Annotated in this window: 16 protein-coding genes; 10 read left to right on the top strand and 6 right to left on the bottom strand. The window is 59.9% G+C overall.

The window, feature by feature from the left end; genetic code table 11:
* The first annotated feature begins 123 nt into the window (after positions 1–123).
* The 4 genes from zwf to HU724_RS21750 all read left to right on the top strand — a co-directional run bounded on the left by zwf (position 124) and on the right by HU724_RS21750 (position 3718).
* Positions 124–1590, top strand: coding sequence for a glucose-6-phosphate dehydrogenase (gene zwf, locus HU724_RS21765; protein ID WP_186567672.1), 1467 nt, complete (start codon positions 124–126; stop codon positions 1588–1590).
* Positions 1577–2290: a 6-phosphogluconolactonase gene (pgl, locus tag HU724_RS21760; RefSeq protein WP_016773538.1), complete on the top strand. Its 714-nt coding sequence runs from the start codon at positions 1577–1579 to the stop codon at positions 2288–2290. Before zwf ends, pgl begins: the two co-directional genes overlap by 14 nt.
* Before the next feature lie 17 nt (positions 2291–2307).
* Positions 2308–2973, top strand: coding sequence for a bifunctional 4-hydroxy-2-oxoglutarate aldolase/2-dehydro-3-deoxy-phosphogluconate aldolase (locus HU724_RS21755; protein WP_016773539.1), 666 nt, complete (start codon positions 2308–2310; stop codon positions 2971–2973).
* Between the two features lie 172 nt (positions 2974–3145).
* Positions 3146–3718: a peptidase associated/transthyretin-like domain-containing protein gene (locus HU724_RS21750; protein ID WP_186567673.1), complete on the top strand. Its 573-nt coding sequence runs from the start codon at positions 3146–3148 to the stop codon at positions 3716–3718.
* Here the strand turns inward: HU724_RS21750 and HU724_RS21745 are convergent.
* Complete coding sequence (locus HU724_RS21745; protein WP_186567674.1) at positions 3715–4896, bottom strand: aminotransferase class V-fold PLP-dependent enzyme; 1182 nt, start codon at positions 4894–4896, stop codon at positions 3715–3717. The genes HU724_RS21750 and HU724_RS21745 overlap by 4 nt on opposite strands.
* Positions 4897–4926: 30 nt before the next feature.
* Positions 4927–5163, bottom strand: coding sequence for a DUF3820 family protein (locus HU724_RS21740; RefSeq protein WP_003227425.1), 237 nt, complete (start codon positions 5161–5163; stop codon positions 4927–4929).
* Positions 5164–5369: 206 nt separating this feature from the next.
* Here HU724_RS21740 and HU724_RS21735 point away from each other — a divergent pair, with 206 nt between their 5' ends.
* The gene (locus HU724_RS21735; RefSeq protein WP_016773542.1) at positions 5370–5837 is read left to right on the top strand and encodes a ferritin-like domain-containing protein; all 468 of its coding nucleotides are present in this window, start codon (positions 5370–5372) and stop codon (positions 5835–5837) included.
* Positions 5838–6130: 293 nt separating this feature from the next.
* On the opposite strand, the gene HU724_RS21730 is transcribed toward HU724_RS21735, so the two are convergent.
* Positions 6131–6601: a MaoC family dehydratase gene (locus HU724_RS21730; RefSeq protein WP_003227420.1), complete on the bottom strand. Its 471-nt coding sequence runs from the start codon at positions 6599–6601 to the stop codon at positions 6131–6133.
* 43 nt (positions 6602–6644) lie between these two features.
* Entirely contained in the window at positions 6645–7589 is a 945-nt protein-coding gene (locus HU724_RS21725; protein WP_186567675.1) for an alpha/beta hydrolase, read from the bottom strand.
* Positions 7590–7814: 225 nt separating this feature from the next.
* Between HU724_RS21725 and fadD2 the strand changes: the two genes are divergently transcribed.
* Entirely contained in the window at positions 7815–9503 is a 1689-nt protein-coding gene (gene fadD2 / locus HU724_RS21720) for a long-chain-fatty-acid--CoA ligase FadD2 (protein ID WP_186567676.1), read from the top strand.
* A 347-nt stretch (positions 9504–9850) separates the two neighbouring features.
* The gene (gene fadD1, locus HU724_RS21715) at positions 9851–11548 is read left to right on the top strand and encodes a long-chain-fatty-acid--CoA ligase FadD1 (protein ID WP_024014053.1); all 1698 of its coding nucleotides are present in this window, start codon (positions 9851–9853) and stop codon (positions 11546–11548) included.
* Between the two features lie 83 nt (positions 11549–11631).
* Here the strand turns inward: fadD1 and HU724_RS21710 are convergent, their stop codons facing one another.
* A complete protein-coding gene (locus tag HU724_RS21710) occupies positions 11632–12009 on the bottom strand; it encodes a hypothetical protein (protein ID WP_016775519.1) in 378 nt (125 codons plus the stop codon).
* 194 nt (positions 12010–12203) lie between these two features.
* Here HU724_RS21710 and HU724_RS21705 point away from each other — a divergent pair, with 194 nt between their 5' ends.
* The 3 genes from HU724_RS21705 to def all read left to right on the top strand — a co-directional run bounded on the left by HU724_RS21705 (position 12204) and on the right by def (position 14051).
* Positions 12204–12395, top strand: coding sequence for a CsbD family protein (locus HU724_RS21705; RefSeq protein ID WP_042607250.1), 192 nt, complete (start codon positions 12204–12206; stop codon positions 12393–12395).
* 163 nt (positions 12396–12558) lie between these two features.
* Positions 12559–13515, top strand: a complete 957-nt coding sequence (locus HU724_RS21700) for a YihY/virulence factor BrkB family protein (protein WP_186567677.1) — start codon at positions 12559–12561, stop codon at positions 13513–13515.
* Positions 13512–14051 (top strand): peptide deformylase, encoded by a 540-nt coding sequence (gene def / locus HU724_RS21695; RefSeq protein WP_041479189.1) that lies wholly within the window; start codon positions 13512–13514, stop codon positions 14049–14051. The genes HU724_RS21700 and def overlap by 4 nt, the downstream gene beginning before the upstream one ends.
* Positions 14052–14166: 115 nt before the next feature.
* On the opposite strand, the gene HU724_RS21690 is transcribed toward def, so the two are convergent.
* Positions 14167–14589 carry a GNAT family N-acetyltransferase gene (locus HU724_RS21690; RefSeq protein ID WP_186567678.1) on the bottom strand — a complete coding sequence of 141 codons (423 nt, stop codon included), beginning with the start codon at positions 14587–14589 and terminating at the stop codon, positions 14167–14169.
* Between the last annotated feature and the right edge of the window lie 300 nt (positions 14590–14889).

Here is a 14889-nt window from a genome sequence, read left to right as displayed (position 1 = left end):
TCCGGGCGACCACCACTCGGATTGAGTATTCTGCGAAAATGTTGTGGTTATTACTACATTTTCCCTTGAGTGATGCCTTGAAAAAAGGTATTTGTAGCTTAACTTGATAAAAGAACAAACATCATGCCTTCCATTACGGTTGAACCGTGCACCTTTGCCTTGTTCGGCGCGCTTGGCGATCTGGCCCTGCGCAAGCTGTTTCCTGCCCTGTATCACCTTGACGGTGCCGACCTGCTGCACGAGGACACGCGAATCATCGCGCTGGCCCGTGAGCCCGGCAGCGAGCAGCAGCACATGGCGTTCATCGCCGCCGAATTGCGCCGTTACGTCGGCAAAGAGCTGAACGAAACCGTGGCCGAGCGCTTCCTCGCGCGCCTGACCTATCTGCACGTCGACTTCCTCAAGGCTGAGGATTACGTGGCGCTGGCGGAACTGGCTGGCAGCAGCCAACGCATGATTGCCTACTTCGCCACCCCGGCGGCGGTGTACGGCGCGATCTGCGAGAACCTCGAGAAAGTCGGTCTGGCCGAAAATACTCGGGTGGTGCTGGAAAAACCGATCGGCTCTGACCTGGAGTCGTCGCGCAAGGTCAACGACGCGGTGGCGCAGTTTTTCCCGGAAGACCGCACCTACCGCATCGACCACTATCTGGGCAAAGAGACCGTTCAAAACCTGATCGCCCTGCGTTTCGCCAACAGCCTGTTCGAAACCCAGTGGAACCAGAACTACATTTCCCACGTGGAAATCACCGTGGCCGAGAAGGTCGGCATCGAAGGCCGCTGGGGCTATTTCGACAAGGCCGGCCAGCTGCGCGACATGATCCAGAATCACCTGTTGCAGCTGCTCTGCCTGATCGCCATGGACCCGCCGGCCGACCTGTCCGCCGACAGCATCCGTGACGAGAAAGTGAAAGTGCTCAAGGCGCTCGCGCCGATCAGTCCGGAAGGCCTGACCACGCAAGTGGTGCGCGGTCAGTACATCGCCGGCCACAGCGAGGGCAAATCCGTTCCGAGTTACCTCGAAGAACCGAATTCCAACACCCAGAGCGACACCGAAACCTTTGTCGCCCTGCGTGCCGACATCCGCAACTGGCGCTGGGCCGGCGTGCCGTTCTACCTGCGTACCGGCAAGCGCATGCCGCAGAAGCTGTCGCAGATCGTCATCCACTTCAAGGAACCGTCGCACTACATCTTCGCCCCGGAGCAGCGCCTGCAGATCAGCAACAAACTGATCATCCGCCTGCAACCGGACGAAGGCATTTCCTTGCGCGTGATGACCAAGGAGCAGGGCCTGGACAAGGGCATGCAACTGCGCAGCGGGCCGCTGCAACTGAATTTCTCCGACACCTGGCGTAGCGCGCGGATCCCCGATGCCTATGAGCGGTTGTTGCTGGAAGTGATGAACGGCAATCAGAACCTGTTTGTCCGTAAAGATGAAATCGAAGCCGCGTGGAAGTGGTGTGACCAGCTGATCGCCGGGTGGAAGAAATCCGGTGACGCGCCCAAGCCGTATGCGGCAGGGTCGTGGGGGCCGATGAGCTCCATTGCTTTGATCACGCGGGACGGGAGGTCGTGGTATGGCGATATCTGATGTGCAACTGCCGACGGGCGTGACTGCCCGCGAATTCAACAGCCCGGTGCTGCTCGCCGAAGGTCTGGCGCTGAACGTTGCCAAGCAACTGAGCGACGCCATTGCTGCACGCGGCAACGCGGTGCTGGTGGTGTCCGGCGGGCGCAGCCCGGTAGCGTTCTTCCAGCACCTGGCCAAGCAGGAGCTGGACTGGTCGAAGGTCGTCGTGACCCTCGCCGACGAACGCTGGGTGCCGGTGGAACATGCCGACAGCAATGCCGGCCTGCTCAAGCAGTATCTGCTCAAAGGCCCGGCAGCCAAGGCGCAGTTCCTCAGCCTCTACAGCGCGGCGGCCAACGTCGAGCAGGCTGCGGAACAGGCCGATCGTCTGCTCGGCGAACTGCCGCCGATCGACGTGCTGGTATTGGGCATGGGCGATGACGGTCACACCGCGTCGCTGTTCCCCGACAGCCCGAACCTCGGCGAAGCCCTGCAAGCCGATGGCACGCGCCGTTGCTGGCCGATGCTGGCGCCCAGCGTGCCACGTCAGCGCCTGACCATGAGCCGCGCGCTGCTGGCCTCGGCCCGGCACAAGATTCTGTCGATTTCCGGTCAATCGAAACTGACCACCCTGAATGCCGCGCTGGCATCCGATGACGTTGCGGCCATGCCGGTGCGCGCGTTTCTGCAACCTACGTTAGAGATTTACTGGTGCCCATGAGCCAAGGAACAGCCGCTATGACAACCCCATCCCCGACCGTTTCCATGGCGGACAAAGTTGCCCTGATCGACAGTCTCTGCGCCAAGGCGCGGATCCTGCCAGTGATCACCATCGCCCGCGAACAGGACGTGCTGCCACTGGCCGACGCCCTCGCCGCCGGTGGCCTGACCGCGCTGGAAGTGACCCTGCGTTCGCAGTTCGGCCTCAAGGCGATTCAGATCCTGCGCGAACAGCGCCCGGAACTGATGACCGGTGCCGGCACCGTGCTCGACCGCAACATGCTCGCAGCGGCGGAAGCGGCCGGTTCGCAATTCATCGTCACCCCGGGCATCACCCGTGACCTGCTCGAAGCCAGCGTCGACAGCCCGATTCCGCTGTTGCCGGGCATCAGCAACGCCTCGGGGATCATGGAAGGCTACGGTCTGGGCTATCGCCGCTTCAAGCTGTTCCCGGCGGAAGTCAGCGGTGGCGTGGCGGCAATCAAGGCGCTCGGCGGCCCGTTCGGCGAAGTGAAATTCTGCCCGACTGGCGGCGTCGGCCCGGCCAATATCAAGAGCTACATGGCGCTGAAAAACGTCATGTGCGTGGGCGGTAGCTGGATGCTTGATCCGGAGTGGATCAAGAACGGCGACTGGGCGCGCATTCAGGAATGCACCGCCGAAGCCCTGGCGCTGCTGGACTGATCTTTACCCCTACACCTCGTTGTGTGCTTTACGGCTTTATGGTGCGCTTGGTCGGCGCACCTTTTTTTTTGCGCCGAAGAAAGTAAACATACATGCCGCGATACATAGTTAACGCACGCGGTCCGTTTGCCGGGGTTAACCTGCGTTCTTCTTATGGAAGAGAGAACGCCTCATGGACGACCGTCAGTCTCTGACCCTTACACCACAATCCCGTTATCAACCGAAGCAACTTTCCCTCGGCCGCCCCGCAGCCGATTCCCAAGTGCGCAATATCAGCCAGGGAGTCGAAGGCCTGCCGCTGATCCTGCGTCTGTCGCTGGTCGATGCGATGACCAGCGAGCCGGTCATCGGCGCGCTGGTGCGCATTCAACAGCGTGTCGATGGCGACACCAGCCTGGGCGGCAGTCAATCGACCGACAGCCATGGCATCGTCCGTTTCACCAGCGTCTATCCGGATCGGCCGGCGCACGGCGCTGCTTGCCTGAAGCTGAACGTATTCATTCCCGGCGACGAAGCAGGAGCGCAAGCTCACCACGAGGCCTGGGCCGGCACCTTGCACCTCCCAGGCCGCTGCGGCTGTGAAGCTGCCGCCGATGACGCCTTGCAGTTGGTATTGCAGCCGATCGCCGGCGCCGATCTTGAAGACGGTGCCTTCGCCTGCCAGACCCTCGGCATCGACACCTTCGCCGTGTCGTCGCAGCTTGGCCTCGAAGGCTACGAAAAAAACTCCGGTGTGCCGTTCTAGCGCAGCTGGTTCAATGCGTGGACCAACTGCTCCATCTCGCCGGCCGTGGTGGTCAGCCCCGGGGTGATGCGGATACAAGGCCCGCACGCGGCGCCGGTGCGCACCACGGTGAACAGGTTGAATTCGCTGAGCAGACGCTCGGCCATGGCCTGCTGATCGGCATGCCGGGTGAAGCGCAGCGCGGTGATCCCGCAATACAGTTGCGGGTCGTCCGGCGTCAGCACCTCGATGCCCGGCACGTGCCGGACCCGGCTGACCCACAAGTTGCGCAGGTAATTCAGGCGTGGGCTTTTGGCGGCGGCGCCGCCGAGGGCGTCGTGCTCTTCGAACACCAGCGGCAAGGTCATCAGCGCCGGGATGTTCGGCGTGCTGTACGAGGTGCGCGCGCGAATATCGCTGACCGGGTAATGCATCTCGCCCATGTCCGGATCGATATCAGCCAGACGCTGCGGGGCGATATAGATGAAGCCAAGGGTCAGCGGTGCGCCGATCCATTTGTGCAGGTTGTAACCGGCGAAAGCGATGCCCAACGCTTGCAGGTCAAATTCAATCTGGCCGAGGGCGTGGGCACCGTCGAGGATGATGTCGACGCCGTGCTCTCTGGCCAGCGCGGCGATGGCTTGCACCGGCATGACCAGGCCGGTGCGATGGGTGACATGGGTCAGCGCCATCAGTTTGAGTTTCGGGTGGCGGATGAAAGCTTTGCGGTAGCTTTCCAGCAGGCTGTCGAAACTGGCGGGATGGTGGTGGGTAATCTCGATGACCTCAACGCCACGCTGTTGCGCCAGCCAGCGCATGGCGCCCTTGACCGTGTCGTACTCGAGGTCACAGATCAGCACCTGATCGCCCGGTTGCAGGCGATTGTAATTGCGGATCAGCGACTGCAGGCCTTCAGTGGCATTGCGCGTCAGCGCCACGCTTTGCGCGCGCACGCCGATCAGTTCGGCCAGTTGCGCGCGGATTTCGAGGTTGTCGTGCTGTTCAAAGCGCTGGCGCACATAAATCGAGTTGCTGGTGTTGATCAGCTCGATATTGCGCTGGTACTCCTCGATCACCGTGCGCGACATGCGCCCGAAGTAACCGTTTTCCAGGTTGACCGGGCCGGGCTGCACATCGTATCGGTCGGCGAATGTCTGCCAGAAGGCTTCGTCACGGGCGCGGCGGGTGTTGTCAGGCATGGTCGGCAAGGCTCAAGAGGGAAGGGCGCGTCAGTGGCGCGGGGCGGGTTTGCCGTGTTTGGCGCGCAGCGGTTCGAGCAGGTCGGACAGGCCGTTGTGGTCGATCTCCTGCATCAACGCCAACAGGCCACCGAGTTCACCGTGGGGAAAGCCTTCACGGGCGAACCAGTTCAGATAGGGGCCAGGCAAGTCGGCAATGATCCGCCCTTTGTATTTGCCGAAGGGCATCTCGCGGGTGATCAGCAGTTCGAGTTTTTCCGGATTCATCAGCACGCTTCATCGATTCACATGACAGCCTGGAAAATACAGGCATTCTGCATGCAGGCCAAATGACAGATCATGCAAAAAACCAGCATACAGATGGTTCAATCTTTCTTAACTCATTGAAAATAAAGATATTTTTTCGTAAAGCGAAGCTGGCACGCACACTGCAATATCCCTTGCATCTTCAACCCATCGCAAGGAATTGAAAAATGACCGACATGAATAAAGAAGCCATTTCTGTACTCAACGACCTGATTGAAACCTGCAAGGACGGTCAGGAAGGGTTCAAGACTTGCGCCGAAGACATCAAGCACCCAGAACTGAAAACCCTGTTCGTGCAGCGCTCCGCCGATTGCGCCACCGCAGCAGCCGAGCTGCAGGCTCAGGTACGTTCGCTGGGCGGTGATCCGGAAACTTCGACCAGCGTGGCCGGTGATCTGCACCGGCGCTGGGTCGACGTCAAATCCATGTTCACCGGTAAAGACGAAGAGGCTGTCCTGAACGAAGCCGAGCGCGGTGAAGACCATGCGCTGAAGGCTTATCGTGAAGCGATCGAGAAGATCAACAAGCACAATCTGGTTGGCATCAAGGATCTGGTTGAGCGTCAGTACCACGGCGTACAACGCAACCACGACCAGGTGAAAGCCCTGCGTAACCAGGCTCGTGCCAACTCGTAAGAGTTAGTCGGCTGATAAAAAACGCCAGCTTGTCTGGCGTTTTTTTGTGCCCGCAGGAAAAGCCCCTCACCCTAGCCCTCTCCCGGAGGGAGAGGGGACTGACCGAGGTGAATGCCGGAGTTACGCCGACTTGAGCGATCTGAGTTGAACTCTGGTTCTGGAAGGTCTTGAAGATCGCCCGCGCCGAGCGCAGGATTTGAATCCGATGCAGATCAGCTCCCTTTCCCCCTCGCCCCCTTGGGGGAGAGGGCTGGGGTGAGGGGGGTAGCAATCTACCTGACACTTCCCAATCATCAGCCAATACTGATCGCCGGCAATGTCGGCAACGTCACCGTCTGCTGTTTGCGCGGTGCGAGAATTTCGGCCTCGCCATCCACTACCAACTCATCACGCTGATTGAATACGCGAGTAGCAATGCGCACGCGGAATTTCGGCAGTTTCTCCAGAATCTCCAGGCGCACCGTCAGCGTGTCGCCGATCTTCACCGGCTTCTGAAAGCTCATCTGCTGACCGATATAGATAGTGCCCGGCCCAGGCAATTCACAGGCCACCGCTGCGCTGATCAGCGCACCGCTGAACATGCCGTGGGCGATGCGCTCCTTGAACATGCTGGCGGCGGCGAATTCGGCGTCCAGGTGCACCGGGTTGTGGTCGCCCGACATCGCGGCGAACAGCTGAATGTCGCGCTCTTCGACAGTCTTGCTGTAGCTGGCGGTCTGGCCGACTTCAAGGGCTTCGTAAGGGATGTTGGTAACCTGGGTCATCGATTTCGATTCCTGTGACGGATTTCAGTCAATCCACAAAAAATTATTCGCTGCGCTGCGGGCGCCGGTGGCTCAGGGCCTGGTCGATCCAGGCGAGCACATCGGCGCTCACTTCGTCGCGATTGCTTTCATTGAACAATTCGTGCCGGGCCTGCGGGTAGATCTTCAGTTGCAGGTGCTGGCCGCCGGCCCTGCGCAAGGCATTGGCCAGATCTGTCAGACGCTTGCCCTCGCTCACCGGATCACATTCGCCGCCAATTACCAGCAGCGGCAGGCCCGGATCGATCTGCGCGAGATTGGACGCTTTGCTGATTTGCTGCAAGCCGCCGAACAGGTCGATCCACAGCTGATTGGTGCAGCGAAAGCCGCACAACGGGTCGGCGGCGTACTTGTCGACCTCGGCCGGGTCGCGGCTCAGCCAGTCGAAACGGGTGCGCACCGGTTTGAATTTATTGTTGAACGAGCCGAACGACAGCCACTCGATCAATGCACTGCGGCCCTTGCCGCCCTGGCGCAGTTTTTCCAGCCGGGCGATCTGCCGCGCGACGCGATAGAGGGCCACCGGCTGGAAATTCGAGCCGCTGAGAATCGCCCCGTGCAGACTGGCGCTGTGGTGCAACAAATAGCCTTGGGCGATGTAGCTGCCCATGCTGTGGCCGAGGAGGATGATCGGCACGCCGGGATGTTGCTGGCCGATGTGCTGATTGAGGCTGGCCAGATCGCCGACGACCTTGCACCAGCCGTCGTCATCGGCGAAATGGCCGAGAGTGCCGTTGTCGGCGGTGCGACCATGGCCGCGGAGATCCGGGGCATACACGCCATAGTCTTTGTCGCAAAACGTGTCGGCGAGCCGCGCGTAGCGAGCGCTGTGTTCGGCCATGCCATGGGCCAGCAGAATCACCGCTTTCAATGGCGTGGCCGGCAGCCAGCGGTTGACGTACAGGCGGCTGCGGTCACTCGCGTCCAGCCAGAAGGTGTCGTGGGTCATGGCGATTCCTTTGCTCAGCATCGCCACAGTGTATAGCGCGTCTGATCAGCTCACGCCACGGCAGGAAGATTCACGGGATCAATGAGGGCTTGGGTCATATTTGCCTCAATGGCCATAGCTGCTAGTGTCCGTGAAGCTCCGCTTTGTGCTTTTCGCCTTCCATTGACGAAGCAGAAACGACAGAAAGCGGCTCCCGGATCGGCTCAGGTAACGAGGACAAGAACAATGCAACCTGATTTCTGGAATGACAAACGCCCGGCCGGCGTACCGCTGGACATCGACATGGGCGAGTTCAAGTCGGTCATCGAAGTGTTTGAGCGTTCCTGCAAGAAGTTCGCTGACCGCCCGGCGTTCAGCAGCATGGGCATCACCCTGACCTACGCCGAACTGGAGCGCCAGAGCGCGGCGTTCGCCGGTTACCTGCAGGCCCATACCGATCTGGTGCCGGGGGATCGCATTGCGGTGCAGATGCCCAACGTTCTGCATTATCCGATTGCCGTGTTCGGCGCCCTGCGCGCCGGGCTGATCGTGGTCAACACCAACCCGCTGTACACGCCACGGGAAATGCGCCACCAGTTCAAGGATTCCGGTGCACGCGCGTTGGTCTACCTGAATCTGTTCGGGCAGAAAGTCCAGGAAGTGCTGCCCGACACCGACATCGAATACTTGATCGAAGCGAAGATGGGCGACCTGATGCCCACCGCCAAAGGCTGGCTGGTCAACACCGTGGTCAGCAAAGTGAAGAAACTGGTTCCCGAGTATTCGCTGCCGCAAGCCACTTCGTTCAAAAGCGCGCTGCGCATGGGGCGTGGTCTGGGCATCAAACCGCTGAACGTCGGCCTCGATGACATCGCCGTGCTGCAATACACCGGCGGCACCACCGGCCTGGCCAAGGGCGCGATGCTCACCCACGGCAATCTGGTGGCGAACATGCAGCAGGTGCGCGCCTGTCTGGCTCAGCTCGGCCCGGACGGTCAGCCGCTGTTGCGCGAAGGCCAGGAGGTGATGATCGCGCCGCTGCCGCTGTACCACATCTATGCCTTCACTGCGAATTGCATGTGCATGATGGTGTCGGGCAACCACAACGTGTTGATCTCCAATCCGCGCGACATCGCCGGCTTCATCAAGGAACTGAAGAACTGGCGCTTCTCGGCGCTGCTGGGTTTGAACACCTTGTTCGTCGCGCTGATGGATCACCCTGACTTCAAGACCCTGGATTTCTCCAGCCTCAAGCTCACCAACTCCGGCGGCACCGCGCTGGTCAAGGCCACCGCCGAGCGCTGGGAGCAGATGACCGGTTGCCGTATCACCGAAGGCTACGGCCTGACCGAAACCTCGCCAGTGGCCTGCACCAACCCTTACGGCGATCAGTCGCGGCTGGGCACTGTCGGCCTGCCGGTGCCGGGCACGCTGGTGAAAATCATCAACGATGACGGCGTCGAACAGCCGCTGGGCGAGCGCGGCGAGCTATGCATCAAAGGCCCGCAGATCATGAAGGGCTACTGGAACAAGCCCGAAGCCACCGCCGAAGTGCTGGATGCCGAGGGCTGGTTCAAGTCCGGTGATATCGCCGTGATCGACCCGGACGGTTTCGTGCGCATCGTCGATCGCAAGAAGGACATGATCATCGTCTCCGGCTTCAACGTGTACCCCAACGAAATCGAAGACGTGGTCATGGCCCACCCGAAAGTCGCCAACTGCGCGGTTATCGGCGTGCCGGACGAACGTTCGGGAGAGGCGGTGAAGCTGTTTGTCGTGGCGCGGGAGAGCGGGGTCAGCCTGGAAGAGCTGAAGGCGTACTGCAAAGAGAATTTCACGGCCTACAAGGTGCCGAAACACATCGTGCTGCGTGAGTCGTTGCCGATGACGCCTGTAGGCAAAATTCTGCGGCGCGAGTTGCGGGATATCGCCTAGGCCTGAACCGCAGCGCGCGTGACATTCGCGAGCAGGCTCGCTCCCACAGGTATCGATGCTTTCTGTGGGAGCGAGCCTGCTCGCGAATCTTTTGTGCCCGCTGAATTCGGGGGTTTTAGGGGGTTATAGGATTTTTGCTCTAAAATGACCGCTGGCAAGTCTTGAGTCATCAATATGACTGTAGGGGCCTCTTTTGGCTCTGGTCGACCCTTGGCAAAGCTGCTACTCTCGGCGCGCTTTGTGACTTCTCGGCCTGTAAAACGCCGGATTCACCAATACAAAACACACACCAATAATAATCGCATCAAATGCGGTGAAGAATTCGCGTTGCTGAGGAGTGGGCTTCCATGATCGAAGACTTTTGGAAGGATAAGTACCCGGCTGGAATCGCAGCCGAGATCAATCCAGACGAGTATCCGAACATTCAGGCAGTGTTGAAGCAATCCTGCCAACGCTTCGCCAACAAACCGGCTTTCAGCAACCTCGGCAAGACAATCACCTACGGTGAGCTGTACGAGCTGTCCGGTGCCTTTGCCGCGTATCTGCAACAGCATACCGACTTGCAGCCCGGTGATCGAATCGCCGTGCAACTGCCCAACGTCCTGCAGTATCCGGTCGCGGTCTTCGGTGCCATTCGCGCCGGGTTGATCGTGGTCAACACCAACCCGCTGTACACCGCGCGGGAAATGGAACACCAATTCAACGACTCCGGCGCCAAAGCCCTGGTGTGCCTGGCGAACATGGCGCACCTGGCCGAAGCCGTGGTGCCGAAGACCGGCGTCAAGCACGTCATCGTCACCGAAGTCGCCGACCTGCTGCCGCCGATCAAGCGCCTGCTGATCAACAGCGTCATCAAGTACGTGAAGAAAATGGTCCCGGCCTATCACTTGCCCAAAGCCATCAAATTCAACGACGTCCTGAGCAAGGGCCACGGCCAGCCAGTGGCCGAAGCCAACCCGGACAGCGGCGATGTCGCGGTGCTGCAATACACCGGCGGCACCACCGGCGTGGCCAAGGGCGCGATGCTGACGCACCGCAACCTGGTCGCCAACATGCTGCAATGCAAGGCGCTGATGGGCTCCAACCTCAACGAAGGCTGCGAGATCCTGATCACGCCGCTGCCGCTGTATCACATCTATGCGTTCACCTTTCATTGCATGGCGATGATGCTGATCGGCAACCACAACATCCTGATCAGCAACCCGCGCGACCTGCCGGCGATGGTCAAGGAGCTGTCGAAGTGGAAGTTCAGCGGTTTTGTCGGTCTGAACACGCTGTTCGTGGCGCTGTGCAACAACGAAGGTTTCCGCAAGCTGGATTTCTCCGCGCTGAAAGTCACCCTGTCCGGCGGCATGGCCCTGCAACTGGCTGCGGCCGAGCGCTGGAAAGCCGTGACCGGTTGCGCCATCTGCGAAGGCTACGGCATGACCGAAACCAGCCCGGTGGCCACGGTCAACCCGATCCAGCACATCCAGATCGGCACCATCGGCATTCCGGTACCCTCGACCCTGTGCAAAGTCATCGACGATGCCGGTGTCGAGCAGCCGCTAGGCGAAATCGGCGAGCTGTGCGTCAAGGGCCCGCAAGTGATGAAGGGTTACTGGCAGCGTCAGGAAGCCACCGATGAAATGCTCGACAGCGACGGCTGGCTGAAAACCGGTGACATCGCGCTGATTCAGCCGGACGGCTACATGCGCATCGTTGATCGCAAGAAGGACATGATTCTGGTGTCTGGCTTCAACGTCTATCCGAACGAACTGGAAGATGTGCTGGCGACTTTGCCGGGCGTGTTGCAGTGCGCGGCGATCGGTGTGCCGGACGAGAAATCGGGTGAGGCGATCAAGATTTTCATCGTCGCCAAACCGGGCGTGACCCTGACCAAAGAGCAGGTCATGGACCACATGCGCGCCAACGTTACCGGCTACAAAGTGCCGCGTTCGGTGGAGTTCCGCGATGCGCTGCCGACCACCAACGTCGGCAAGATCCTCCGCCGCGAATTGCGGGATGAAGAACTGAAGAAGATCAAGGCCAAGTCTGCCGCGTAAATAAAAAGCCCCGCAGATGCGGGGCTTTTTGTTGGTGAACTGATCGTTCCCACGCTCCGCGTGGGAACGATCAAGTGCTAATCCTACTGACGAAACGGCGCAAAATTCACATTGGTCCCCGCCGGTCGCATGTCCTGCAGATACGAATCCTTGTCCGCACTCAATTCCAGGCTCAGCGCTGCCTTGCGCTTGCCTTCGTTGCGAATCACCAGGCCTTCGAGCTTTTCGCGCAGGAACACCGTCGGCACTTTCAGGTGCAGCAACTCATCGGTGGCCGGGGTGTGCAGCAGCAAGTGAATCCACTCGTACTGACCGATGGCCAGACGCGACACCGGCAGGTCGAACCACCAGATATTGCGGTTACGGTTCAGTTCGGCGAAGTGGCAGTTGTTGGTGCCGAGCACGGCGCCGCCCAGTTCCTGGTTGCGACGGGCGATGGCCTGGGTTTTATTGAGCTTCATGACATTCCTGCGAATCGGTGTGCCGGGCGCAGCGCCCGTAGGCTGAGCATTCTCGGGGCAACGCCGGCAAACATAAAGCGCAACCTGCATGCCACGACGAAATGCCGGCAAAATAAATGAAACTCGGCGCAAAGCGCACCGGTCAATCGTTACGTAATGACTTTTCTTCCCTTTATGCTTCACGGAGAAACACCATGAGTAGCACAGGCGATAAAGTAAAAGGCATGGCCAACGAAGCCGTCGGCAACGTCAAACAAGGCGTCGGCAAAGCTACTGACAACGACAAGCTGCGGGCTGAAGGCAAAGTCCAAGAGAAAAAAGGCGAAGCCCAGCAAGCGGTCGGCAACGCCAAGGACGCTGTGAAAAAGGGCGTCGACAAGGCGTAAGCGAGCCTTGAACGAATCACACGAGCGGCCATCCAAGGATGGCCGTTTTTGTATCAGAACCCTGCGGTCATCCGCCAAAGGCTCGTCAACTAGGCTACCTTGAGGTAAAAAACGGCCCCTGAGTCGCCACGACTTCAACCTTTTGCGGCGCAAGGAGACGCGAATGATATTCCCGGACATGAAAGGTCTGCCCCTGCACCGAGTGATGGTGCGCACGGTCACTGAGTTCGTCGATGACGAAATGTCGACCTACGCCTCGGCACTGGCCTACCAGATGCTGTTCTCGCTCTTCCCGTTCATTCTTTTCCTGATCGCCCTGATCGGTTTTCTGCACCTGCCGGATTTCTTCTCCTGGCTGCGTCTGCAATCCGAACTGGTGCTGCCGCCGCAGGCGCTGGAGCAGGTCAATCCGGTGATCGATCAGTTGCAGCAATCCAAGGGTGGCCTGCTGTCCATCGGTATCGTTATCGCGCTGTACACCGCATCGGCCGGCGTACGCCTGATGATGAGCGCGATGAACGCCGCTTACGACGTGGTCGAAGGCCGGCCGATCTGGAAGCGTTTCCCTTTGTCGATCGTCTACACCGTTGGCATCGCCGGGATGCTGCTGATCGCCGCTGCGCTGATGGTGCTCGGGCCACAGGTGATGGGCTGGATTGCCGCACAGGTGGGGCTGGAAGACTTCATCGTCACGGTGTGGACGATTGCGCGCTGGCCGGTGATCGTGATTCTGATGATGGTCGCGGTGGCGCTGATCTATTACGTAATGCCCGACGTCAAACAGGACTTCCGCTTCATCACCCCAGGTTCGGTGCTGGCTGTAGTGGTGTGGATCCTAGCCTCGTTGGGGTTTGCCTTCTACGTGAAAACCTTCGCCAACTACAACGCGATGTATGGGAGCATCGGGGCGATCATCGTGCTCTTGCTGTATTTCTATATTTCCGCGGCGGTGCTGTTGCTCGGCGCAGAAATGAATGCAGTGATCGAGCACATGTCCGCCGAAGGCAAGGACAAGGGCGAAAAGGCCCCTGGCGAGCCCGACGAATCCCCCAAACAACACGTCTCGGGCTTGGGCCGCGATCATTCGCTCAAGCCGGACACTGACGAAGCGCGACCATGATTCGTGAAATTCTGAAAATGGGTGATGAGCGCCTGCTGCGCATCGCCGCGCCGGTACCACCGGAAATGTTCAACAGCGCCGAGCTCTGGCAATTGATCGATGACATGTTCCAGACCATGGAAAGCGTCGGCGGCGTTGGCTTGGCGGCGCCGCAGATCGGCGTCGACCTGCAACTGGTGATCTTCGGCTTCGAACACAGCGAGCGTTACCCGGACGCTGAAGCAGTGCCGCAGACGATCCTGATCAATCCGCTGATCACGCCGTTGAATCCGCTGATGGAAGAGGGCTTTGAAGGTTGTCTGTCGGTGCCGGGCCTGCGCGGTGCGGTGGATCGCTATCAGCAGATCCGCTACGAAGGCTTTGATCCCAAGGGCGAGCCAATCGTGCGCGTGGCCTCGGGGTTTCATGCGCGAGTGGTGCAGCATGAATGCGATCACCTGATCGGCCGGCTGTATCCGTCGCGGATCACCGATTTCAGCAAGTTCGGCTTTACCGAAGTGCTGTTCCCGGACCTTGATCCCAACGCTGACGACTGATTGTCAGAACACCATCAATCCCTGTGGGAGCGAGCCTGCTCGCGAACGCGGAGTATCAGAACCAACTTCGGCGCTGACACACCGCATTCGCGAGCAGGCTCGCTCCCACACGGATTCAGCGTATATCTGCGGGATTAAGTTCCATCGCAATCATCGGCTTGCTCCGCGCATACCGGCTCAACCGCTCGGCCATCGCCTGCGGCAGCGGCGGATCGAAGCTGAATCCGCGTCGCTCATAAAACACGCGCAGGTCCGGATGGCAGAACAGCCACACCGGCTCGTCCACTTGGGCTACCGCCGCCGCGATCAACTGCGCAGCGACGCCCTGCTCACGACACTGCGGATCAACAAACAACCCCGTCAGCCAATGCCCGCCCGCTACCGGACGCAGGCACAGCGCCGCTACAATCTCGCCGCGCTTTGCGACCCACAGCTGCGCCTCGCGCACGGCTTTCATCGACGACTGGTGGCTGCGGTAGAACTTGTTCATCAACGGCCACAACGATTCGTCGAGCTGGCTGTAGTGGATATCGGACATGGTTCGGGCTGTCGCTGCGAAAAGCGCCGATTATAAAAGAACGCGCGCCACGGGATAGGTGTATACCTGAACTCACACCCCTGTGAGTGGAGTACCGATCATGTCCAAAGGTATGGATTCAAAGAAAGCCGCGAAGAAGAAACCGGCCAAGACCGCGATTGAAAAACGTGCCGAGAAGAAAGCCAAGAAGGTCGACATCTTCGGCCATTAAGCAATCTCTACGGGAGCCCGTTTCGCGGGCTTCCGCTGCGCTGGCGAAAACGCCCGTTTTCACCACACTGTTTCCCGCGCTGAACCGTT

Origin of the sequence: Pseudomonas iranensis (assembly GCF_014268585.2) — a bacterium.
GTDB classification, from domain to species: Bacteria; Pseudomonadota; Gammaproteobacteria; order Pseudomonadales; family Pseudomonadaceae; genus Aquipseudomonas; species Aquipseudomonas iranensis.
This window is presented reverse-complemented; position numbering and strand designations above follow the sequence as displayed.